Origin of the sequence: Bradyrhizobium sp. HKCCYLRH3061 (assembly GCF_051168015.1) — a bacterium.
In the GTDB taxonomy this organism is placed as follows: Bacteria; Pseudomonadota; Alphaproteobacteria; order Rhizobiales; family Xanthobacteraceae; genus Bradyrhizobium.
In genome coordinates, this window is the sequence record NZ_JBNPUE010000007.1 from 53,501 (window position 1) to 77,034 (window position 23,534).

Annotated in this window: 18 protein-coding genes; 11 read left to right on the plus strand and 7 right to left on the minus strand. The window is 66.2% G+C overall.

Annotation, left to right across the window (positions count from 1 at the left end; translation table 11 throughout):
* The first annotated feature begins 184 nt into the window (after nucleotides 1-184).
* Complete coding sequence (locus tag ACQR2C_RS14035; RefSeq protein WP_316179249.1) at nucleotides 185-2,641, plus strand: adenylate/guanylate cyclase domain-containing protein; 2,457 nt, start codon at nucleotides 185-187, stop codon at nucleotides 2,639-2,641.
* Nucleotides 2,642-2,776: 135 nt separating this feature from the next.
* Here the strand turns inward: ACQR2C_RS14035 and ACQR2C_RS14040 are convergent, their stop codons facing one another.
* On the minus strand, nucleotides 2,777-3,334 hold the full coding sequence (locus ACQR2C_RS14040) for a MarR family winged helix-turn-helix transcriptional regulator (protein ID WP_434881372.1): 558 nt from the start codon (nucleotides 3,332-3,334) through the stop codon (nucleotides 2,777-2,779).
* Between the two features lie 167 nt (nucleotides 3,335-3,501).
* Here ACQR2C_RS14040 and ACQR2C_RS14045 point away from each other — a divergent pair, with 167 nt between their 5' ends.
* The 5 genes from ACQR2C_RS14045 (at nucleotide 3,502) to fahA (ending at nucleotide 9,146) form a co-directional block, all read left to right on the plus strand.
* On the plus strand, nucleotides 3,502-5,136 hold the full coding sequence (locus ACQR2C_RS14045) for an FAD-dependent oxidoreductase (protein WP_434874074.1): 1,635 nt from the start codon (nucleotides 3,502-3,504) through the stop codon (nucleotides 5,134-5,136).
* A 13-nt stretch (nucleotides 5,137-5,149) separates the two neighbouring features.
* On the plus strand, nucleotides 5,150-5,380 hold the full coding sequence (locus ACQR2C_RS14050; RefSeq protein WP_434881373.1) for a DUF2783 domain-containing protein: 231 nt from the start codon (nucleotides 5,150-5,152) through the stop codon (nucleotides 5,378-5,380).
* A gap of 27 nt (nucleotides 5,381-5,407) precedes the next feature.
* Nucleotides 5,408-6,364: an MBL fold metallo-hydrolase gene (locus ACQR2C_RS14055; protein WP_316179254.1), complete on the plus strand. Its 957-nt coding sequence runs from the start codon at nucleotides 5,408-5,410 to the stop codon at nucleotides 6,362-6,364.
* Nucleotides 6,364-7,710, plus strand: a complete 1,347-nt coding sequence (gene hmgA, locus ACQR2C_RS14060; RefSeq protein ID WP_434881374.1) for a homogentisate 1,2-dioxygenase — start codon at nucleotides 6,364-6,366, stop codon at nucleotides 7,708-7,710. Before ACQR2C_RS14055 ends, hmgA begins: the two co-directional genes overlap by 1 nt.
* A gap of 161 nt (nucleotides 7,711-7,871) precedes the next feature.
* Complete coding sequence (gene fahA, locus ACQR2C_RS14065; RefSeq protein ID WP_434881375.1) at nucleotides 7,872-9,146, plus strand: fumarylacetoacetase; 1,275 nt, start codon at nucleotides 7,872-7,874, stop codon at nucleotides 9,144-9,146.
* Nucleotides 9,147-9,221: 75 nt separating this feature from the next.
* On the opposite strand, the gene ACQR2C_RS14070 is transcribed toward fahA, so the two are convergent.
* Both ACQR2C_RS14070 and ACQR2C_RS14075 read right to left on the minus strand, forming a co-directional pair.
* Nucleotides 9,222-9,533, minus strand: coding sequence for a DUF1272 domain-containing protein (locus tag ACQR2C_RS14070; RefSeq protein WP_315801714.1), 312 nt, complete (start codon nucleotides 9,531-9,533; stop codon nucleotides 9,222-9,224).
* Nucleotides 9,534-9,623: 90 nt separating this feature from the next.
* Nucleotides 9,624-10,103: an Lrp/AsnC family transcriptional regulator gene (locus ACQR2C_RS14075; RefSeq protein ID WP_315801713.1), complete on the minus strand. Its 480-nt coding sequence runs from the start codon at nucleotides 10,101-10,103 to the stop codon at nucleotides 9,624-9,626.
* 118 nt (nucleotides 10,104-10,221) lie between these two features.
* Between ACQR2C_RS14075 and hppD the strand changes: the two genes are divergently transcribed.
* Nucleotides 10,222-11,340, plus strand: coding sequence for a 4-hydroxyphenylpyruvate dioxygenase (gene hppD, locus ACQR2C_RS14080; RefSeq protein ID WP_434881376.1), 1,119 nt, complete (start codon nucleotides 10,222-10,224; stop codon nucleotides 11,338-11,340).
* A 359-nt stretch (nucleotides 11,341-11,699) separates the two neighbouring features.
* Here the strand turns inward: hppD and ACQR2C_RS14085 are convergent, their stop codons facing one another.
* The 4 genes from ACQR2C_RS14085 to ACQR2C_RS14100 form a co-directional block, all read right to left on the minus strand.
* Nucleotides 11,700-12,812, minus strand: coding sequence for a CaiB/BaiF CoA transferase family protein (locus ACQR2C_RS14085; RefSeq protein ID WP_434838216.1), 1,113 nt, complete (start codon nucleotides 12,810-12,812; stop codon nucleotides 11,700-11,702).
* Nucleotides 12,813-12,985: 173 nt separating this feature from the next.
* Entirely contained in the window at nucleotides 12,986-13,786 is an 801-nt protein-coding gene (locus ACQR2C_RS14090) for an FAD binding domain-containing protein (RefSeq protein WP_434881377.1), read from the minus strand.
* Nucleotides 13,787-13,804: 18 nt separating this feature from the next.
* The gene (locus ACQR2C_RS14095) at nucleotides 13,805-16,150 is read right to left on the minus strand and encodes a xanthine dehydrogenase family protein molybdopterin-binding subunit (RefSeq protein WP_316179263.1); all 2,346 of its coding nucleotides are present in this window, start codon (nucleotides 16,148-16,150) and stop codon (nucleotides 13,805-13,807) included.
* A 99-nt stretch (nucleotides 16,151-16,249) separates the two neighbouring features.
* Nucleotides 16,250-16,735, minus strand: coding sequence for a (2Fe-2S)-binding protein (locus ACQR2C_RS14100; RefSeq protein ID WP_315717018.1), 486 nt, complete (start codon nucleotides 16,733-16,735; stop codon nucleotides 16,250-16,252).
* Nucleotides 16,736-17,035: 300 nt separating this feature from the next.
* On the opposite strand from ACQR2C_RS14100, the gene ACQR2C_RS14105 reads away from it, so the two are divergent.
* From ACQR2C_RS14105 to ACQR2C_RS14120, 4 genes are all read left to right on the plus strand, one after another.
* Complete coding sequence (locus ACQR2C_RS14105) at nucleotides 17,036-19,072, plus strand: methyl-accepting chemotaxis protein (protein ID WP_434881378.1); 2,037 nt, start codon at nucleotides 17,036-17,038, stop codon at nucleotides 19,070-19,072.
* A gap of 417 nt (nucleotides 19,073-19,489) precedes the next feature.
* The gene (locus ACQR2C_RS14110; protein ID WP_434881379.1) at nucleotides 19,490-21,004 is read left to right on the plus strand and encodes an MFS transporter; all 1,515 of its coding nucleotides are present in this window, start codon (nucleotides 19,490-19,492) and stop codon (nucleotides 21,002-21,004) included.
* Nucleotides 21,005-21,826: a trehalose-phosphatase gene (gene otsB, locus ACQR2C_RS14115; protein ID WP_434881380.1), complete on the plus strand. Its 822-nt coding sequence runs from the start codon at nucleotides 21,005-21,007 to the stop codon at nucleotides 21,824-21,826.
* Between the two features lie 216 nt (nucleotides 21,827-22,042).
* Complete coding sequence (locus tag ACQR2C_RS14120) at nucleotides 22,043-23,503, plus strand: trehalose-6-phosphate synthase (RefSeq protein ID WP_434881381.1); 1,461 nt, start codon at nucleotides 22,043-22,045, stop codon at nucleotides 23,501-23,503.
* Nucleotides 23,504-23,534: the final 31 nt, after the last annotated feature.

Consider the following 23,534-nt stretch of genomic DNA (forward strand, 5'->3'; position numbering starts at 1 on the left):
ACGAGGCGCGCGAGCGCGCGCGGCGTGGGCGCCGCTGTGCATGCCATTCTGTGCTAAACGGATGCCGGCGACGGATCGTCTCGCACCCGAGCGGTCCCGTCTCCGAGGTGTTGCTGCCGCGAGGACGGCAGCGGACGCGCTTGTCCGAGGCTGACCTCGGCGATGATGCGCGTGAGGGGTCCGGATGAGCGAGGTCGAGAACAGAGGCTGGTCGTTGCGGCAGGGCCTGTTCGCCAAATACGTCGTGTCGCTGGTCGGGCTCGTCGTGTTCGTCCTGGCCGTGAACGGCGCGACCGAAACCTGGATCAGCTATCAGTCCACTAAGGCGAGCCTGACCGCCGCCATGGCCGAAAAGGCCGACGCCAGCGCCCGGCGGATCGATCAGGCGCTCTCGGATCTGCAGCGGCAGATCAGCTGGGTGACGCGGGCGAGCGCCAACACGCTGGAGCTGCGCCGCGCCGACTATGTGCAGCTGCTGAGTCAGGCACCGGCCGTGCGGCAGTTGTATCAGCTCGACGGACAGGGCCGCGAGCAGCTCAGGGTATCGCGCACCTCGATCTCGTTCTCCTCGGGCAACGACCTGTCGCGCGATCTGCGCTTCACCGACACCGTCACGCATGGAAGCAGCTTCTCGGCCGTGACCTTCAAGGGCGCGCAGCCGATGATGTCGATCTCGGTCGCGCATTCCGGCTTCAATGCCGGTGTGACCGTGGCTGACATCGATCTCGACTTTCTCGAAGACTTCATGACCGAGGCACAGGTCGGCAAGGTCGGCACCGCCTACGTGGTCGATCCGCGCGGCCAGGTGCTGGCGAGCTCCGCGAAAGGGCCGGCCGTCGGCCAGGACCTCGCCAAGCTGCCGCAGGTCGCGGCGGTGCTCGCGCCGGATGGCCAGCCGCTGGCCTCCGGCGCGGACAGCGCCGGGCACGCCGTGCTCTCGGCGGTCGCGACGCTCCCCAAGCTCGGCTGGTCCGTGTTCTTCGAGCAGTCCACTGCGCACGCGCTGGCGCCGATCCGGGACCAGCTGTTGCGTGGGGCGCTGTTGATCGCGCTCGGTCTTGCCGTGGCGATCCTCGCGGGCTCGCTGCTGGCGCGCCGCATGCTCGTTCCGATCACCGCATTGCGCGCCGGCGCGCGCAAGCTCGGCGCGGGTGACTTCGCCCAGCGCATCGAGGTGAAGACGCATGACGAGCTGGAGGAGCTCGCCGATCAGTTCAACAGCATGGCCGGCCAGCTCGCGCAGTCCTATGCCGTGCTGGAAGCCAAGGTCGAGGAGCGGACGCGCGATCTCGCTCAGTCGATCAATGAGCTGAAGGTGCTCGAGGAGGTCGGACGCGCGGTGGCCTCCTCGCTCGATCTCAATGCCGTGCTGCCGACGGTGGCGGCGCGCGCGCTGGAGATCACGCATGCCGATGCCGTGCTGATCTATTCCTACGATGCCGCGGAACGCCGCTTCAGGCTGGTGGAGGCCAAGGGCGTCGACCGGGACGGCGCGCACAATGTGCTCGACGAGCGCACGAGCCTGCTCTCCGATTCCGTGCGCAGCGGCGAGCCGATCGCGATCGCCGAGCTTGAAAGCGCACCCGATCACCCGCTGCGCGATGTCGCCGTCGCCGCCGGCTTCCGCGCCGTGCTGTTCACGCCGCTGGTCGATCAGCAGGGCGTGCTCGGCGCGCTGGTGGTGCTTCGGCGGGCGGCCGGCACGTTCCCGCCGAACCTGATCGGACTGATGCGGACATTTGCCAACCAGGCCGTGCTGGCGATGCGCAATGCGCGATTGTTCACCGAGGTCGACCAGAAGGGCCGCGAGCTGGCGCTGACCCACGCCACCGTGCAGCAGCAGGCCGCCAAGCTCACCGAGCAGACCGAGCAGTTGCGCGAGTGGAACAAGTCGCTCGAGGAGCGCGTCGAGAAGCAGCTCGCGGAGATCGAGCGGATCAGACGGCTGGAGCGCTTCCTGGCGCCGCAGGTGGCCCAGATCATCGCGTCGTCGGATGGTCACGATGCGCTGCTGGAAAGCCACCGCCGCGAGGTCACGGTCGTGTTCTGCGATCTGCGCGGCTTCACCGCGTTCACCGAGACCACCGAGCCCGAGGAGGCGATGAACGTGCTGCGCGAATATCACGCCGCGCTCGGCAAGCTCATCTTCAAATATGAGGGCACGCTCGATCGCTATGCCGGCGACGGCGTGATGATCCTGTTCAACGCGCCGATCCCGTTCGAGGACCACACCACGCGCGCGGTGAGGATGGCGCTCGAAATGCGCGAAGAGATCGGACAATTGACCGAGCGCTGGAAAAACCGCGGCCACAGCCTGGGGTTCGGCGTCGGCATTGCGCTGGGATATGCGACGCTCGGCCAGGTCGGCTTCGAGCACCGGCTGGAATATGCCGCGATCGGCAGCGTCACCAATCTCGCCTCGCGGCTGTGCGACGAGGCCAAGGCGGGACAGGTGATCGTGTCGCGTCGTGTCTACGGAGTGGTCGAACAGTCGGTCGACGCCAGGCCGATCGACGACCTGCATCTGAAGGGATTCAACCACCCGGTGCTGGCGATGGAGATTTTGCGCTGGCGGGGAGAGGGTATCGACGTGTTGGACGTCCCAGCGGAGCCGCGGCGTTCGTCGGCGACCAACAAGTAGGGTGGGCAAAGGCGCCTGGGCGGTGCTTGTTGCTTGGCAGCAGTCTCACGCGCCGCGCCCACCGTCTCAATCCGACGAAGAACGGCGGGCACGCGCCGCCTCCGGCGGCGCTTTGCCCACTCTACACCTTGGCAACTAATAGGCCTGCTTCGCGTCGGCCTCCTCGCTCGTCTGGATCAGGTCGAGGCTCGCCTCGATCTTGCCGATCAGGCGGTCGAACGTCCTGCGCTCGTCGGCGGACAGGCATGCCATGATTTCGCGCTCGCGCTGCTGCAAACGCGGGATCAACTCCTCGTACAGCGTCTTGCCCTTCCGTGTCAGGCGCAGGCGGAACTCGCGGCGATCCTCGGTGTTCTCGACCCGCTCGATCAGCCGCCGCTCCAGCAGCGACGTCACGGCCCGGCTGATGGTCGATTTGTGCGTGCGGGTGCACGCTGCGACATATTGCGCGCTGCAGGCCTCGCGGCGGAAGCCGAGCGTCGCCAGCACGCGCCATTCCGGAATGTCGAGCCCATAGCGCTCGCGATACTCGACGGCGAGCGCCGCGCTGACCTCCGCGGCCAGACGGTTGAGCCGGAATGGCGCGAACTTGAACAGGTCGAGCCGCTCGTCGTCCCGCGGCACCGCGGCATTTCGGTCATCCTCGACCGGCTTCGCCTGCTGCCTGGACGCCGCGGGAGATGGCTTCGCCAAGATCGCGCTCCGATTTTTGAGTTGACGCGGCCGAAGCCGTCGGCTTTAGAATAGTTGCAGGTGAGACTATCTGGCAAGACGGCCAGATGGCCTCGCCCGAGGAAATGTCGGTCGCTTCGAAAATCGTCGCGTCGAAAAGTCCAAGAAAACCACAAGGCGAGCAAGCCATGGTGCAGGCCAATCCGGGGCAGGGCGCGGGCCAGGCGAAGGTTCAGTTCGGCTATCATCGGCACGAAGACCAGGATCAGGCCACGCCGGCCGCGCATCCGGTCGTCGTCGTGGGTGCGGGTCCCGTCGGGCTGTCGTTCGCGATCGATCTCGCGCAGCGCGGCCATGCGGTCGTCGTGCTCGATGATGCCGATCGTATCGGCGAGGGCTCGCGTGCGATCTGCTTTTCGAAGCGCTCGCTGGAATATTGGGATCGGCTCGGCGTCGGCGACCGGATGGTCGACAAGGGCGTGGTGTGGAACGTCGGCCGCATCTTCCACGGCCCGTCCGAGCTCTATCAGTTCAACCTGTTGCCGGAGCCCGGGCACAAGCGGCCGGCCTTCATCAACCTGCAGCAGTTCTACGCCGAGGCCTATCTGGTCGATCGCGTCAACGCGCTGCCGGCGATCTCGCTGCGCTGGCGCAACAAGGTCACCGCGCTCGAACAGCGCAATGATCACGTGGTGCTGACGATCGAGACGCCGGACGGCCCGTATCGGCTGTCGGCGCAATATGTGATCGCCTGTGATGGCGCGCGCTCCTCGCTGCGCCAGATGGTCGGCGCGGGCTTCTCCGGCAAGGTGTTCGAGGATCAGTTCCTGATCGCCGACGTCAGGATGACGGCCGAATTCCCCACCGAGCGCTGGTTCTGGTTCGATCCGCCGTTCCACGCCGGACGCTCGGCGCTGTTGCACCGGCAGCCGGACAATGTCTGGCGCATCGACCTGCAGCTCAGCCGCTATGCCGATCCCAACGTCGAGAAGCAGCCGGAGAATGTGCGGCCACGGATCGCGCGCATGCTCGGCCATGACCAGTTCGAATTCGAGTGGATCTCGCTCTATAAATTCCAGTGCCGGCGCATGGAGCGCTTCATTCATGGTCGCGTCGTCTTCGCCGGCGACTCTGCCCATCAGGTTTCGCCGTTCGGCGCACGCGGGGCCAATTCGGGGCTGGAGGATGCCGAGAATCTGGCCTGGAAGCTCGATCGCGTGCTGCGCGGAAGCTCGCCCGCGGCGCTGCTCGACACCTACCATCTGGAGCGAAGCGCGGCGGCCGACGAGAACATTCGCGAGTCGACGCGCGCGACGGATTTCATGGCGCCGAACTCGCACCAGGAGGCGCGGCTGCGCAAAGTGGTGCTCGCGCTCGCCCGGGATACCGAATTCGGCAAGCGCATGGTCAATGGCGGCCGGCTGTCGGTTCCCTCGGTCTACGAGACGCCGCTGTCGACCGAAGATGACGAGGCCTGGGAGACCGGACCGCGCCCGGGGACATCGATGCCGGATGCGCCGCTGAAGGCAGCCGACGGACGGCACCTCCATCTTACCGATGCGTTCAACGCTCAGGGCCGGCGCTTCACGCTGCTGTCGTTCGCCAATGGTGAGGCGATCGACGTGCCCGACGATGTCGGTGTCATCCGCATCGGCGATCCCGATGGACTCGCCGATGGCGAGGGCTTCGCGGTCAAGCGTTACGGTGCCAAACCCGGCACATCCTATCTGCTGCGTCCGGATGGCTATGTCGCGGCGCGCTTCCGGCACCCGAGCCGCGCCGCGATCGCGGCGGCGGTCGCACGCGCCTGCGGCCTGAACTGAGGAAGCCGCAACGATGACGCTCTCGACCGCCTCCAATTTCCCCAAGCCCGACGATGCCTTCCGCGCCATTGTCGAAGCCCATCGCGGCCTCTCGGACCTCGAAAGCGCCGACCTCGATGCGGCATTGGTCCTGATCCTCGCCAATCACATCGGCGACATCGGCGTCCTGCGCGACGCGATCACGCTGGCGAAACGCAGCATGGCTGATGCCGGTCAACAGCAACAACAACAACAGCAGCAATAGGCTGCCGCGCACACAAGGAATGAACTGATGGCGAAAGGTTTCGCATCCACGACGGATCTCACCGAGAAGAAGGTGACCTTCTCCGAGATCGGCCCGGATCTCTATGCGTTCACCGCGGAGGGCGATCCGAACTCGGCGGTGATCGTCGGCGATGACGGCTGCATCGTGTTCGATGCGCAGGCGACGCCGGCGATGGCCAACAAGGTGATCGAGCGCGTCAAGACCGTCACCGACAAGCCGATCAAATATGTCGTGCTGTCGCATTACCACGCGGTGCGCGTGCTTGGCGCTTCGGCCTATCACGCCCAGGGCATCGTCGCGTCGCAGGAGACGCGCCGGCTGATCGTCGAGCGCGGCCAGCAGGACTGGGATTCCGAATACGGCCGCTTCCCGCGCCTGTTCCAGGACGCCGAGAGCATCCCCGGCCTGACCTGGCCGACGCTGACTTTCGAAGGCGAGATGACGATCCATCTCGGCAAGCGCGAGGTGCAGCTGATCCAGCTCGGCGCCGGCCACACCTCCGGCGACATCGTCGCCTGGGTGCCGGACGCCGAGGTGATGTTCTCCGGCGACCTCATCGAATATCATTCGGCCTGCTATTGCGGCGACGCCTATTTGCGCGAATGGCCGTCGACCTTGAACGAGATCCGCGACTTCAATCCCAAGGCGATCGCGCCCGGTCGCGGCGAGGCGCTGAAAGGCGAGGCCACCGTGCGCGAGGCGATCGCGATGACGCGCGACTTCGTCAGCTCGCTGTACGGCGCGGCCGAGATGTCGGTCGCGAAGGGACGCAGCCTGAAGGAATCCATGGCCGCCACGCGCGACGTGATGGACCCGAAGTTCTCGAGCTTCGCGATCTACGAGCACTGCCTGCCGTTCAACGTGTCGCGCGCCTATGACGAGGCCAGCGGCATCGACGATCCCGTGATCTGGACCGCCGAGCGCGACCGCGAGATGTGGGCCCGCCTGCAAGGAGAAGGATGATGAACGTCAACACATCGCCTGACCAGCTCAACCGCGCCACGGGGCAGGTTACGCCGGGCTACATGTCCGGCTTCGGCAATTCGTTCGAGACCGAAGCGCTGCCTGGTGCGCTGCCAATCGGGCGCAACTCGCCGCAGCGCTGCGCCTATGGTCTCTATGCCGAGCAGCTCTCGGGCTCGCCGTTTACGGCGCCGCGCGGGTCCAACGAGCGCTCATGGCTGTATCGCATCCGTCCGTCGGTGAAGCATTCCGGCCGCTTCACACGCGTCGATGCCGGGCTGTGGCGCACCGCGCCCTGCCACGAGCAGGAAATCACCGTGCAGCAGTTGCGCTGGGATCCGACGCCGCTGCCCGCGGGCGAGGTCACGTTCCTGCAGGGCGTACAGACGATGACGACGGCGGGCGATGCCGCGACGCAGGCCGGCATGGGCGCGCATGTCTATGTCATCACCAAGTCGATGGTCGACCAGCACTTCTACAATGCCGACGGCGAAATGATGTTCGTGCTGCAGCAGGGCCGGCTGCTGTTCGTCACCGAGTTCGGCCGTATCGATGCCGAGCCCGGCGAGATCGTCGTGATCCCGCGCGGCGTGAAATTCCGGGTCGAGATCCCGGCGGGACCGGCGCGCGGCTATCTGTGCGAAAACTACGGTGGCGCCTTCACCCTGCCGGAGCGCGGCCCGATCGGCGCGAATTGCCTCGCCAATGCCCGCGACTTCCTGACGCCGGTCGCCTCCTACGAGGACAAGGACAGCCCGACCGAGCTCTACGTGAAATGGGGCGGTGCGCTGTTCAAGACCGGGCTGAAGCACTCGCCGATCGACGTCGTCGCCTGGCACGGCAACTACGCGCCCTACAAATACGATCTGCGCACCTTCTCGCCGGTCGGCGCCATCGGCTTCGATCATCCCGATCCGTCGATCTTCACCGTGCTGACCTCGCCGTCGGAGACCGCGGGCACCGCGAACATCGACTTCGTGATCTTCCCGGAGCGCTGGATGGTGGCCGACAACACCTTCCGTCCGCCGTGGTATCACATGAACATCATGTCGGAGTTCATGGGTCTGATCTACGGCGTCTATGACGCCAAGCCGCAGGGCTTCGTGCCGGGCGGCATGTCCCTGCACAATTGCATGCTGCCGCACGGGCCGGACCGCGAGGCGTTCGATCACGCCAGCAATGGCGAGCTGAAGCCGGTCAAGCTGACGGGCACCATGGCCTTCATGTTCGAGACCCGCTTCCCGCAGCGGATCACGAAGCATGCTGCGGAGTCCGGCACCTTGCAGCCCGACTACGCCGATTGCTGGAATGGTCTGGAGAAGCGCTTCGACCCGAACAGGCCTTAGCGCGAGCTGTGTCAACGCCGTCATGGCCGGGCTTGACCCCGGCCATCCACGTCTATCGTCCCGCCGGCTAGATGGATGCCCGGGCCTTCGCCGCGCCGAAGCGGCTTCGGCCGCGCAGGCGGGTCAAGCCCGGGCATGACGACCCGGTTTGGAGAAGCATTTTGACCCACCCCAACGACCCCTCACTCCGCTCCTTCATTCCGGCCGATCCGGCCTCGGACTTTCCGATCCAGAACCTGCCCTATGGCGTGTTCTCCGCCGCCGATTCGCCGAAGCCGCGCGTCGGTGTCGCCATTGGCGATTTCGTGCTCGATCTCGCCGTGCTCGAAGATGAGGGCCTGCTCGACCTGTCGCCGGCCTATGAGGTGTTCGCGCAATCCTCGCTGAATGCCTTCATGGCGCTCGGCCCCGCCGTGTGGTCGAAGACCCGCGCGGCGATCAGCGCACTGCTGCGCCATGACAATCCGCGCCTGCGTGACGACAAGCCGCTGCGCAGCCGCGCGCTGCTGCCGCGCAACGACGTCAACCTGCACTTGCCGTTTCACGTCGCCGGCTACACCGATTTCTATTCGTCGAAGGAGCACGCCACCAATGTCGGCGTCATGTTCCGCGACAAGGACAACGCGCTGCAGCCGAACTGGCTGCACATGCCGATCGGCTATAACGGCCGCGCGTCGACCGTGGTCGTCTCCGGCACCAAGGTGCGCCGGCCGCGCGGGCAGCTGAAGCCGCCGAGCGCCGACGTGCCGAGCTTCGGCCCGTGCAAGCGGCTCGATTTCGAGCTGGAGATAGGCGTCGTCATCGGCCAATCATCTCCGCTCGGCGAGATGCTGACCGAGGCGCAGGCGGAGGCGATGATCTTCGGCTTCGTGTTGCTCAACGACTGGAGCGCGCGCGACATCCAGCAATGGGAGTACGTCCCGCTCGGGCCGTTCCAGGCCAAGGCGTTCGCGACCTCGATCAGTCCATGGGTGGTGACATCAGAGGCGCTGGAGCCGTTCCGGGTGGCCGGGCCAACGCAGGACCCGGTGCCGCTGCCCTACCTGCAGCAGAAGGCCGCGCAGAACTACGATCTCGCGCTCGACGTCGCCTTGCGTGCGTCGGGCAGCAACGCCGCGCAGACCATCGCGCAGACCAATTTCAAGTACATGTACTGGTCGAGCGTGCAGCAGCTGATGCACCATGCCTCGTCAGGGTGTGTCATGAGCGTCGGCGATCTCCTGGGGAGTGGCACCATCTCCGGCCCGGAGAAGCACCAGCGCGGGAGCCTGCTCGAGATCAGCTGGAACGGCACCGAGCCCATCGAACTCGCCGGCGGCGTGAAGCGCACGTTCCTGGAGGACGGCGATTCGCTGGTGATGCGCGGCTGGTGCCAGGGCAACGGCTATCGCGTCGGCTTCGGCGAGGTCGAAGGCACGATCGTCGCAGCGGAGTAGCCGCCCCATCCACTGCCGTCATTCCGGGGCGGCCCGCAGGGCCGAGCCCGGAATCCATATTGACGGGAAGAGAGCTCAACGCTCCACTGGCGGCACGTGCTTCACGCCGGCGACGAAGGCGGCAACATCCTCGGCCGCATATTTCAGGTGAACGCGTTTGTCCGACGGCACTTGTTTCACGGTGCAGACCCCCGGCCGCCACTGCCGCGCGGGCCGGATCGGCCGCGGCGCGAAGCCGCCGCCGCAGTTCGGGCAGACGTTGAACAGCCTGGTCTCGACGCAGTCGGCGCAGAAGGTGCATTCATAGGAGCAGATGCGCGCGTCCTGCGCGGCCGGCGGCAGGTCCTTGTCGCAATATTCGCAATTGGGCCGAAGCTGCAGGGCCATGGGCGTCTCGCAGGTCAGGGACGTGATCACTGTCGCAAAAGCAATGATGATGTTGAAGGGCGCATTTCCCTCGATTCGCGCCGCGAAAGCTCAGCCAGTCGACAACGACGCCAGCGGCAGCTTGGCGCTTTCCTTGAGACGATCGAGCACGATCGAAGAGCGCACATGCGCCACGCTCTGGTGTGGCATCAGCACGTTGTTGACGATGTCTGACAGGCTCTTGAGGTCGCGCAGCACCACCTTCAGCAGGTAATCGGAATCGCCCGTCAGCGCGTAGGCCTCCTGGATGTCGTCGATGCGGTTCACCAGCGCGCGAAACTTCTCGGCGTTGTCGGGCGAGTGCGTCGCCAGCGTGATCTGGATGAAGGCGATCAGCTCGAAGCCGAGCGCTTGGCTGGCGAGCTGGGCGCGGTAGCCGGCGATGACGCCGTCCTCCTCTAGCCGCATCCGCCGCCGCGAGCATTGCGAGGCCGAGAGCCCGGCGATCTCGGCCAGCTCCTGGTTGGTCAGGCGACCGTCATCCTGGAGCGCGGCCAAGATGCGGAGATCGAAGCTATCGACGGAGTTCATGCGCTATCTCCCATAATTATGCACGGATCGTGCATATCTAGGCGAAAATGACAATGGTTTGCATGCTCCATGCACCGAATTGGGGAGATCATGAACCCAATCAGCCTAGGAGCTTGCCATGGGTCCGTTTCCGCACGATGCGCCGCCTGCCACCATCTCCGCCGACAACCCGATGGGCACGGATGGCTTCGAGTTCGTCGAATATGCCCATCCCGACGCCGGCGAGCTGCATGCCCTGTTCAAGCTGATGGGCTTCGTAGCGGTCGCGCGCCACAAGACCAAGGCGATCACGCTGTATCGCCAGGGCGACATCAACTATCTCGTCAACGAGGAGCCCGGCAGCCACGGTCACGACTTCGTCGCCGCGCACGGCCCCTGCGCGCCGTCGATGGCGTTCCGCGTGGTCGATGCCAACAAGGCTTACGCGCGCGCGATCGCGCTCGGCGCCGAGCCGGCCGACCTGCCCGCATCGCAGAAGACGCTGGACGTTCCTGTGATCAAGGGCATCGGCGGCAGCCTGCTGTATCTGGTCGATCGCTATGGCGCCAAGGGCTCGGCCTATGATCTCGAATTCGACTGGACCGGCGCGCGCGACCCGCGGCCCGCGGGCTCGGGCCTCTACTATATCGATCACCTGACCCACAATGTGCATCGCGGCCGCATGAACGTGTGGGCCGGCTTCTACGAAAAGCTGTTCAACTTCCGCCAGATCCGCTTCTTCGACATCGAGGGCCGCGCCTCGGGCCTGTTCTCGCGCGCGCTGACCAGCCCCGACGGCAAGATCCGGATTCCGATCAACGAGGACGCCGGCGATTCCGGGCAGATCGAGGAGTATCTGAAGATCTATCGCGGCGAAGGCATCCAGCACATCGCCTGCGGCGCCCGCGATATCTACTCAACCGTCGAGGGCCTGCGCGCCGCCGGCCTGCCGTTCATGCCGTCGCCGCCCGACACCTATTTCGAGCGCATCGACGCGCGTTTGCCCAAGCATGGCGAGGACCTCGCCCGCCTCAAGAGAAACGGCATCCTGATCGACGGCGAGGGCGTCGTTGCCGGCGGTCACACCAAGGTGCTGCTGCAGATCTTCTCGGCCAATGCCATCGGCCCGATCTTCTTCGAGTTCATCCAGCGCAAGGGCGACGACGGTTTTGGCGAAGGCAACTTCAAGGCGCTGTTCGAGTCGATCGAGGAGGACCAGATCCGCCGCGGCGTGCTCAAGGTCGAGGCGGCGGAGTAGGGCCGTTCATCGGTGTGTGTTGTTCTCGCTGATGCAGCCCAGACTTCCGCTGTAGCCCTGGATTGCTTCCGCCTTCGCTCTTCGAGCTTTGGCGGACAAGTCGTTGCGCACGCAATGACGGTGTGTGTGGGACGCACGCCTTCGCTCCACAGACAGTGTCGTCCCGGCGAACGCCGGGACCCATACCGCGTGATGTATCGGTCGGGCACAGTCATCGATAATTTTCGCCACACGACGGCCGGTGGCTATGGGTCCCGGCGTTCGCCGGGACGACACCGCGTTTGAGGCAGGGGCGTGGCCAACTCACTCAGATCGGAATAGTCGCGTAGCGCACCGTCGGCGCGACCGCAGCCGTCCGCTTAACGCCCAGCCTTCCAAGCATTCACTAGCGTCCCGATCTCCGTCACCTCCGGCTCACGGATGGTCGACGGCGTCCGTGAGAACCTTGGCGCTGGCGCGGGCTGCGTCACGCCGTGCCGCTGGACGAACACGCCGCGCGCGGCCATGTGGGCGTGCTTGGGCGCCTCCGACATCGTCAGCACCGGCGCGAAGCAGATGTCGGTGCCTTCCATGATCGCGCACCATTCCTCCCGCGTCTTGCTCTTGAACACGCTGACCAGCTTCTCCTTCAGCGCCGGCCATGCGCGCGGATCCATCTGTGCATCGAAGGCGGGATCGGAGAGATCGGCGTGCTGCCGCAGCAGCGCGTAGAACTGCGGCTCGATCGAGCCGATCGAGATGAAGTTGCCGCAGGCGCATTCGTAGACGCCGTAGAAGTGCGCGCCGCCATCGAGGAAGTTGCGCTCGCGCCCCTCGGTCCAGCGGCCCATCGCGGTGAGGTCGAAGAACATCGCGAGCAGCGAGGCCGCGCCGTCGCACATCGCGGTGTCCACCACTTGTCCCTTGCCGGACTTTGACGCTTCCAGCAGCGCGGCAAGCACACCGACGACGAGGTAGAGCGCGCCGCCGCCGAAGTCGCCGACCAGGTTGAGCGGCGGCACCGGGCGCTCCCGGGGTCCGATCGCGGCCAGCGCGCCGGTGATCGAGATATAGTTGATGTCGTGACCGGCCGCATGCGCCAGCGGTCCCTCCTGGCCCCAGCCGGTCATGCGGCCGTAGACCAGCTTCGGATTGCGCGCGAGCACCACGTCGGGGCCGAGGCCGAGCCGCTCCATCACGCCGGGCCGGAAGCCTTCGATCAGCGCGTCGGCACCGGCGAGCAGATCGAGCACCTCGGCGATGACCGACTTGTCCTTGAGATCGAGCTCGATCACCTTGCGGCCGCGGCCGGCGACCGACTTCATCGTCTTGCGCGCGCCGACACGATCCAGCGTCACCACCTCCGCGCCCATGTCCGCCAGCAGCATGCAGGCGAACGGACCCGGTCCGATGCCGGCGAACTCGACGATGCGGAAGCCTGCGAGCGGTCCGGTGGCGCGGGTCTGGTTGTGAGGAGCGGTCTTGTCGAGCACGTCGTTGTGTCCTTGATTCACGCGTCTTGTCGGATCGCGTTCTGATCCGCAATTGTCCCGCGTGCATCAGGCCAACGCAAGCGCGCCGTATGCCGCAAAGCAAAACGGCGCGCATTGCTGCGCGCCGCATGGAATTTGTCGTGCCGTTGCGCGGAATGATCCGCGTTGCGAGGTCAGCCCGCGGCCTGAACCGCGCGCTGCGCCATCACCTTCACCAGATTGGCGCGATAATCGGCCGAGCCGTGGATGTCGCTGAGCAGGCCGCTCGCCGGGATGCTGACCCCGTCGATCGCCGACGCCGACCAGTTCGACTTCAAAGTCGCCTCGATCGCGGGCACGCGCATCACGCCGCTCTGCGAGGCGCCGGTGGCCGCGACGCGGACGTCGCCGCCCTTGGTCTTGGTGACGAACACACCCGTGAGCGCAAAGCGCGACGCGGGGTGGCGCATCTTGGCGTAGCCGGCCTTCTCCGGCACCGGGAACGACACCTCGGTGATGATCTCGCCGTCCTCGAGCGCCGTCGTGAACAGGCCCTTGAAGAAATCACCGGCCGCGATCGACCGCTTGTTGGTCTTCACGGTTGCACCGAGCGAGACCAGCGCCGCGGGGAAGTCCGCTGCCGGATCGTTGTTGGCGATCGAGCCGCCGATCGTGCCGCGGGAGCGTACCGCGGGATCGCCGAGCACCGAGGTGAGATGGGCGATGGCAGGGATCGCCTTCTTCACATCGGCATTGGTCATGATGTCGTAGTAGGTGGTCGCGGCCTTGATGGTGAGCGTGTCGCCGGTCAACTGGATGCCGATCAGGTCCTTGATCTTGCCGATGTCGATGACATCGGACGGAGCAGCAAGCCGCTGCTTCATCACCGGGATCAGGGTATGACCGCCGGCCAGGAACTTGGCTTCGCTGCCCTTGGAGAACAGCGCCGCGGCCTCGTCGACCGAGGAGGCACGGTGATAAGTGGTCTGGTACATGGTTGCTCCTCCGTTCGATCAGGCGTTGCCATGGATCGCGTGCCACACGCGGTCCGGCGTCGCCGGCATTTCCAGCTTGTTGTTGCCGATCGCATCCGTGATCGCGTTGATCACGGCGGCGGATGCGCCGATCGCGCCGGCCTCGCCGCAGCCCTTCACGCCGAGCGGATTGCCCGGGCACAGGGTCGTGGTGTGGCTAAGCTTGAAGGACGGCACGTCGTCGGCGCGCGGCATCGCGTAGTCCATGAAGGACGCCGTGACCGGCTGGCCGTTGCTGTCGTAGATCGCGTGCTCGAGCAGCGCCTGGCCGATGCCCTGGACGAGACCGCCGTGGACCTGACCTTCGACGATCATCGGGTTGATGAGCCGGCCGAAATCGTCCGCCGCCACGAAGTTGACGAACGACGTCTTGCCGGTGGCCTCGTCGACCTCGAGCTCGCAGATATAGGTGCCGGCCGGGAAGGTGAAGTTGGTCGGATCGTAGAAGGCACTCTCCTTCAATCCGGGCTCCATGCCGTCCGGCAGGTTGTGCGCGGTGTAGGCGGCGAGGGCGACCATCGGCAGCGCGATCGACTTGTCGGTGCCGGTCACCTTGAACTCGCCGTTCTCGATGACGATGTCGCCTTCCGAAGCCTCCAGCGCATGCGCTGCGATCTTCTTGGCCTTGGCCTCGACCTTCTCCATCGCCTTGAGGATCGCGGTGAGGCCGACTGCGGCCGAGCGCGAGCCGTAGGTGCCCATGCCGAACTGCACCTTGTCGGTGTCGCCATGAACGATCGAGACCTGGCTGATCGGCACGCCCAGGCGCTCGGCGATGAGCTGGCAGAAGGTGGTCTCGTGGCCCTGGCCGTGGCTGTGCGAGCCTGTGAGCACCTCGATGGTGCCGACCGGGTTGACGCGGATCTCGGCCGATTCCCACAGACCGACGCCGGCGCCAAGGCTGCCGACTGCCTTCGACGGCGCGATGCCGCAGGCCTCGATGTAGCAGGAGAAGCCGATGCCGCGCAGCTTGCCTTGCGCCTTGGCGGCTGCCTTGCGGCCTGCGAAGCCGGCATAGTCGATGGCCTTCAGCGCCGCGTCGAGCGAGGCGTTGAAGTCGCCGGTGTCGTAGGCCATGATCACCGGGGTCTGGTGCGGGAACTGGGTGATGAAGTTCTTGCGCCGCAGCTCGGCCGGATCGACCTTGAGCTGGCGCGCCGCGGTCTCCATCAGCCGCTCCAGCAGATAGCTCGCCTCAGGGCGTCCGGCGCCGCGATAGGCGTCGACCGGCGTGGTGTTGGTGTAGACGCCCATCACCTCGGCATAGATCGCCGGGATGTTGTACTGGCCCGACAGCAGGGTCGCGTACAGATAGGTCGGCACCGAGGACGAGAACAGCGACATGTAGGCGCCGAAATTGGCGTGGGTCTTGACCCGCAGCCCCAGGATCTTGTTGTCGGCATCGAGCGCCATCTCCGCCTTGGAGATGTGGTCGCGGCCGTGCGCGTCGGTCAGGAACGCCTCGGTGCGGTCGCCGGTCCACTTCACCGGGCGGCCGACCTTCTTGGAGGCCCACAGCGCCACCATCTCCTCGGGATAGATGAAGATCTTGGAGCCGAAGCCGCCGCCGACGTCGGGCGCGATGACGCGCAGCTTGTGCTCCGGCGCGATGTTGTAGAACGCCGACAGCACCAGGCGGGCGACGTGCGGGTTCTGCGACGTCGTGTAGAGCGTGAAATGCTCCTCGGCGGCGTCGTAGTCGGCGATCGCCGCGCGCGGCTCCATCGCGTTGGGTGCGAGCCGGTTGTTGGTCAATTCCAGCGTGACGACGTTGGCGGCCTTGGCGAAGGCGGCGTTGACCGCTCCCTCGTCGCCAATATGCCAGTCATAGACGACGTTGCCGGGGGCCTCCGGGTGAAGCTGCGGCGCGCCGGGCTTCAGCGCGGAGGGCATGTCGGCCACTGCCGGCAGCTCTTCATATTCCACCACGACGGCTTCGGCCGCGTCACGGGCGAGGTTCTTGCTCTCGGCGATCACCACAGCGACGGCCTGGCCGACGAACCGCACGGTCTCCGGCGCCATCGCCGGCCATGCTCCCATCTTCATCGGCGAGCCGTCTTTCGAGGTGATGGCCCAGCCGCAGATCAGGTTGCCGACCTTGTCGTCGACGATCTGCCTGCCGGTCAGCACCGCGACCACGCCCGGCATCGCCTCGGCGGCCGAGGAGTCGATGCTCTTGACCTTGGCATGCGCGTGCGGGCTGCGGATGAAATGGGCAAAGGTCATGCCCACCAGTTTGACGTCGTCGACGTAACGGCCCTTGCCGGTGATGAAACGCTTGTCCTCCTTGCGGACGACGCTGGCGCCAATGCCTTCCATACCCATGCGAATCTCTCCCCTACCGGAGTTCTATTGTCCCGCCGCGGCCATCGCGCGCAGCGGTCGTGGTCTCGGTATTGCGGTAAACGGCGGCTCTCGCCCGCCTCATTCGGCAGCTTGCGCGACCTTCATCCGTCCGGCAGCATCGAGCACGGCCTTGACGATGTTGTGATAGCCGGTACAGCGGCAGATGTTGCCTTCCAGCTCCTCACGCACGGTGCTCTCGTCGAGCTCGCCTCCGTGGCGGTGCACAATATCGATCGCCGACATGATCATGCCCGGCGTGCAATAGCCGCATTGCAGGCCGTGATTGTCGCGGAAGGCGGCCTGCATCGGATGCAGCTCGTCGCCCTTGGCGATGCCTTCGATGGTGGTGACGTTGGCGCCGGCGGCCTGGCCGGCCAGCACGGTGCAGGATTTCACGGCACGGCCGTCGATATGGACGACGCAGGCGCCGCATTGGCTGGTGTCACAGCCGACATGGGTGCCGGTGAGATTGAGATGATCCCGCAGGAGGTGAACGAGCAGGGTGCGATCCTCGGCCTCGACCGAGACCGCCTTGCCGTTCACCGTCAGTTTGACTGTCGACACGAGTAACCTCCCGATGAATTTTTCTTATTCTGATTAGAAACAGCGCCCTCAGGACTTTGCAACTCGAATTTTCGTCTCTGATGTCATTGCGACGTCTTGCGCGCGGCCTCGGCGATTCGGTCGCATGTGGCCCGCCATGCGAGGCGGCACCGGCACAGGTGAGAGCGCAGGCCGTAGGCCGATGCCGCCCATTTACCGCCCCTTAGCCATTGTGACGTAGTTTTGATCACGCTCTGGTGCGTTGCCGCCGGGCGGGTTGGTTTGTGGCCAATATTAAAGAATGGCGTGTCGGGGGTGGGAATGTCTGCGCAGCTTGCGCCGCAGTCGCGGCGTGCCAATTTTCTGACCCTGCGATTTCGCGGCAAGATCGTCCTCGGCTTTGCCGTGGTGCTGGCCATCTCCGCCGCCAGCATCGGCTTCTCCTATCTGGGGTTCGAGCGGGTCGCCGCGGCGGTGGCGGCCTATCGCGGCAGCGTTGCGGAAGCCGACACCGCCCGCACCGTCGATCGCGAGCTGGTCTCGTACCAGGCGCTCGCCCGTTATTATGCCCTGACCGGCAAAGCCGAGGACGAGGCGGCGGCCACCGCTGCCCAGCAGGCGCTCCAGGCCGCGATCGACAAATCGATGGCCGCGACCGGCGCCGAGCGGCGTGCGCAGGTCGGCAAGCTGCAGGCGCAGTTTCAGGCCTTCGCCAAGACGTTCTCGAGCATCGTTGCCCTGACCCGCGAGAACGCCAAGCTGGCGACCGACCAGATCGGCATCATCGGCAACAAGATCCGCTTCAAGTTCGATGATCTGGCGGACACCGCCGCGCTCGCCGGCCTGCCGTCGGTGCAGACGACGGCCAAGGACCTCACCGGCCAGTACCTGACCGTGTCCGCGCTGGTCGGGACCTATATCGCCAAGCCGGATGCCAAGACCGCCGACGGCGCCATCGCGCGGACGCGCTTCCTGGAAACCTCGCTGGTGACGATCTATGCCAATGACGAGAAGATCACCCAGCGTGTCGCCGAGCTCGGCGACCTGATCAAGCAGTATCGCGCCGCCTTCATCAAGCTGTCGGAGAACATGAAGGCGCTCGGCAAGCTCGAACAGGAAATGGGCCTCGTCGGGACCGAGATCATCGCGCTGTCGAACGGGCTGAAATCCGAGGTCGCCTCCGACCAGCAGCGCATCGAGGCCGCCGCCAACACCACCATCGCGGACATCGAGCGGCTGATCGCGATGCTGGCGATCGGCGGGCTGACGCTCGGCGCCGTGCTGGCGCTGATGCTCGGCAACGGCGTTTCCAAGCCGATGATCACGATGTGCAAGGCGATGCGCGAGCTCGCCTCGGGCAATTTCGACGTCCGGCTGCCCGGCCTCGGGCGCAGCGACGAGATCGGCGAGATGGCGGCGGCGGTCGAGGAGTTCAAAGTGCAGGCGGTGGCCAAGGCCGAGCGCGACGCCGCGACGCAGGACGCCCAGAACAAGGCGGCGGGCGCCGCGCGGCGGGCCGAGCTCATCCGCTTCGCCGACGAGTTCGAGACCGCCGTCGGCTCGATCGTGTCCAACGTCTCGACCTCGGCCGAGCACCTCGAGCAGGCGGCCTCGACGCTGACGCGCACCGCCGAGACCACGCAGTCGCTGGCGAGCCGCGTCAGCGGCACCTCCGACCAGGCCACCGGCCGCATCCACTCGGTGGCGAGCGCGACCGACGAGCTGTCGGCCTCGGTCGACGAGATCGGCCGCCAGGTCCGCGAGTCCAGCCGCATCGCGGAATCCGCCGTGGCCCAGGCCGAGGAGACCGACGGGCGCATCGGCAAGCTGTCGCGCGCGGCGCAGGAGATCGGCGACGTCGTCAAGCTGATCACCGCGATCGCCGAGCAGACCAACCTGCTGGCGCTGAACGCGACCATCGAGGCCGCCCGCGCCGGCGATGCCGGCCGCGGCTTTGCGGTGGTGGCTTCCGAGGTCAAGTCGCTGGCGGAGCAGACCGCCAAGGCGACCGACGACATCTCCAACCACATCTCAGGCATGCAGGCGGCGACCCAGGAGTCGGTGACCGCGATCAAGCAGATCGGCGGCACCATCCGCCAGATCTCGACCATCGCCTCGTCGATCGCGACGGCGGTCGAGCAGCAGGGCGGCGCGACCCAGGAGATCGCGAGGAACGTGCAGAGCGTCGCCGCGGGCACGCAGGCCGCCGCCACCGACATCACCCAGGTCAATCGCGGCGCGACCCAGACCGGCGAAGCCTCGGAGGAGGTGCTGCGCTCGGCCCAGTCGCTGTCCTCGGAGAGCGCCCGCCTGCGCGCGGAGCTCAACCGCTTCATGACCAACATCCGCGCGGCGTAAGGTCTCACCACGGCTTGTCCACACTGCATCGGCAGTGAGAGCGGACCTGCTCCGGTCACATTCCGCTGTCGTCCCCGCGAACGCGGGGACCCATACGCCGCAGCAGTCGTGGGACGGGCGGTATCGGTCGCCTGTCCCAATCGTGCAATCCCGCGGTATGGGTCCCAGGTCTGCGCCCGCCGACGCTTCGCGTCAGCGGACTTGCCCGGGACGACAGCATGCCGTGAGGCGCGGCACAGGCCATTCCCGTGGGCACGGCCTGTGCCGTTCCGTACCTTCGCCGAGTTCCCAGCCCTCATTCCGGGAACCCAGCGCTGGCCGAGACGTTGGGTCGCAGCGGCAGGGTTTCGCTGCCGCATTTGCTTCATCCTCTCGGTCGAGCATGCGGTGCGACCCGCGCCGTCGCATTGGGATTCCATGGCACCCCGACAGGCATCCTTTCCGCACCTCCGCGTCATCACGTCAGCGCCGCCATCCAGCGCGCCGCCGGACGACACGGCAGGCCAGGATCGCGTCATCGAAACCAACATCCCCGCCCGGCTCGACGACCTCCGCTGGAGCGCCTTCCACACCCGCGTCGTGCTCGCGCTCGGCATCACCTGGGTGCTCGACGGGCTCGAGGTGACGCTCGCCGGCGCCTTGTCGGGCGCGCTGAAGCAGAGCCCGGCGCTGCACTTCTCCAATCTCGACATCGGGCTTGCCAACAGCGCCTATCTCGCCGGCGCCGTGCTCGGCGCGCTCGGCTTCGGCTGGCTGACCGACCGCATCGGCCGCCGCAAGCTGTTCTTCATCACGCTCGCGCTCTATCTGTCCGCGACCGCCGCCACCGCCTTGTCGTGGAATGTCGCGACCTACGCGCTGTTTCGCTTCCTGACCGGCGCCGGCATCGGCGGCGAGTATACCGCGATCAACTCGACGATCCAGGAGCTGGTGCCGGCGCGCTATCGCGGCTGGACCGATCTCATGATCAACGGCAGCTTCTGGCTGGGCGCCGCGCTCGGCGCCGTCGGCGCCATCGTGCTGCTCGATCCTGATGTCACCGGCCCGGATGTCGGCTGGCGGCTGGCCTACGGCATCGGCGCCTGTCTCGGCCTGGTCGTGCTGATCATGCGGATGTGGATTCCGGAAAGTCCGCGCTGGCTGATGATCCATGGCCATCCGGACCAGGCGCACGACATCGTCGCCGCCATCGAGCGCGACGTCACCGGCCACGACCGCGAGGAGCGCGCCAAATCCCTGCCCAAGATTCGCCTTCGCATGCGCGATCACACGCCGCTCGCCGAGGTCGCGCATACGCTGTTCTCGGTCTATCGCCAGCGCTCGCTGGTCGGCTTGACGCTGATGATCGCGCAGGCGTTCTTCTACAACGCGATCTTCTTCACCTTCGCGCTGGTGCTGACCGATTTCTACGGCATCAAGTCCGATCACGTCGGCTGGTACATCCTGCCCTTCGCGGCCGGCAACGTGCTCGGGCCGCTGCTGCTCGGCCGCCTGTTCGACACGCTCGGCCGCCGCGCCATGATCACCTTCACCTACGGCGTCTCCGGCGTGCTGCTCGCGCTCACCGGCTATCTGTTCTCGATCGGCGTGCTGAGCGCCGCGACCCAGACCGCGGCCTGGATGGTGATCTTCTTCTTCGCGTCGCCGGCCGCAAGCGCCGCCTATCTCACCGTGTCGGAGAATTTTCCGCTGGAGGTGCGGGCGCTCGCGATCGCGCTGTTCTACGCCATCGGTACCGGGATCGGCGGCGTCGCGGGACCCGCGCTGTTCGGCGTGCTGCTCGACAGTGGCGCGCGCGGCGCGGTGTTCGGCGGCTATCTGTTCGGTGCCGCGTTGATGCTGGTGGCGGCGCTCGTCGCTTGGCGCTATGCCATCGCGGCCGAGCGCAAATCGCTCGAGCAGGTGGCGCGACCGCTCGCTGTCATGGAGTAGATGATGAAGTCCGACAACTCCGATCTGATCGGTTCTCCTGCGTCGGAGCCCGCCGAGATCGTTCCGACGCCGGTGAGTCTCGTGCCGCACCTTCGCGAGGTGGCGATCCTGCTCGATATCGACGGGACCCTGCTCGATCTTGCGCCGACGCCGCGCGAGGTGTGGGTGCCGCCGGGTCTCGCCGAGGCACTGAACGCGTTGCTGCAACGAACCTCCGGCGCGCTGGCGCTGGTCTCGGGCCGCTCACTCAACGACATCGATCTCATCTTCGCGCCGGAGGTCTACCCCGCCGTCGGCGGCCATGGCGCGGAGATGCGGCTCGGCGGCGGCGGCGAGGCGGATGCGATCAAGGCGCCGCCGCTGGACAAGGAGCTGAAGCGCAGGCTCGCCGCGATCGCCAAGCTCAGCCCCGGCATTCTGCTCGAGGACAAGGGGTACTCGCTGGCGCTGCATTATCGCCTCGCGCCGCAGGCGGAGAAAGCGATCTACGAGGAGGTGTCGCGCATCCGCGCCGAGTTGCCGGGGGCGCCGATCGAGGTGCTGCCCGGCAAGTGTGTGTGCGAGATCAAGCACGCCGGCTTCACCAAGGCGAGCGGCGTACGCGAGCTGATGCGGCACGCGCCGTTCAAGGGACGCAAGCCGTTCTTCATCGGCGACGACGTCACCGACGAGACGGTGTTCGCGATCATGCCGGATTTCGCTGGCCTGTCGTTCTCGGTCGGCCGCCGCGCGCTCGGTGTCGACGGACATTTCGACGCACCGGACGACGTGCGCGCGTTCCTGGCGCGCCTCGCCGACGGCGGAACTAATTCGTCGACCTAGCAGTCCGCGCAGGGGTTCCGCATCGCCGCGTTATTAGTTCCATTCGCCATGCATTCGCATGTTGCATGCGTCGTTCTTGATTAGAAACGTTCTGACTTGATTGACGCTGTGATTACACCGCGCGAATGCCCGAATTTGGTTTCATTTGGTTGAAAGGGTGGCCTGGAACCATATTGATGAACAGCTGTTAACCGACATGACCAACAGGAGGGAGCTGTGAACCTCGTCGTGGTTTCGAATCGGGTGGCGCGTGGCAAAGCCAACGAGCCAATGACCGGCGGACTTGCGGCAGCATTGCTGCCCGTTGTGGAGAAATCGGGGGCAGTATGGGTCGGGTCTTCGGGACGTGTGCGTGACGGCGCGCAGACGGAACCGATTGCGGAGATCGAGCAGATCGGTGAAGGCGCGCTGGCGCTGCTCGATCTGCCAGCCGCGCATTACGCCGGCTACTACGAAGGCTTCGCCAATTCGGCACTGTGGCCGGCGCTGCATTCGCGCAGCGATTTGATCAGCGTCTCGCATGATGATTATCGGTCCTATCGCGAGGTCAACGCCTTCGTGGCGCGCGCGCTGCTTCGATTCCAGAAGCCGGACACCTTGTTCTGGATCCAGGACTATCACTTCCTGTCGCTCGGCGCGGAGTTGCGCACGCTCGGTGTGAAGAGCCCGATCGGTTTCTTCCTGCACACGCCGTGGCCCGCGCGCTGCGTCATCGACAGCGTGCCGAATCACCGCGATCTCGTCACCGCGATGCTCGCCTATGATCTGATCGGCTTCCAGACCGAGGATGATCGGGAGAATTTCACCGCCTGCATCCGCACCGATCTCGGCCTTCAGGTGCGCGACGGCGTGGTCAGGTCGCTGCACGGCCGCACGCGTCTGGCCGTGTTCCCGATCGGCATCGACGCCGACAAGTTCGCGCAGCAGGCGGCGAAGGCGGTGGCGCATCCGGACGTGTCGCGGCTGCGCCGCAGCCTGAATGGCGAGAAGCTCGCCATCGGCGTCGACCGGCTCGACTACTCCAAGGGCCTCGTCAACCGCGTCAATGCCTTCGATCGCATGTGGACGATGCACCCGAGCCTGCTGCGTGCCGCGTCGCTGCTGCAGATCGCGACGCCTTCGCGCGAATCGATCGAGGCCTATGGCAATCTGCAGAGCGAGGTCGCGCGCCTCGTCAGCGAGGTCAACGGCCGCCACGGTGAGGTCGACTGGACGCCGATCCGCTACCTCAACAAGGGCTATGGCCAGGGTGTGCTGGCCGGACTCTATCGCAGCGCCCAGGTCGGCGTCGTCTCGCCGCTGCACGACGGCATGAACCTGGTGGCGAAGGAGTATGTCGCCGCGCAGAGCCCGGTCGATCCGGGCGTGCTGGTGCTGTCGAAATTCGCCGGCGCCGCCAACGAGCTCGACGCGGCACTCCTGGTCAATCCGCATGACATCGATGGCATGGCCCGGACGATCGCGACGGCGTTGTCGATGCCGCTCAACGAGCGCCGCATGCGCTACGAGATCATGATGACGAAGCTGCGCCGCCATTCGATCCAGCAATGGTTTGCCGACTTCGTCGAAACCCTGCAGGACGGCGACGCCGCCGAGGTCGAGATCGAACCCCTGCCTGCGGCGCCCGCGGGCTTCCTGGCCGGCCGCATGCTCTCGCCCGGTGCGCGCTATCACTGAATGGCTCGCGCCTCGCCGCCGGTGGCGGCGA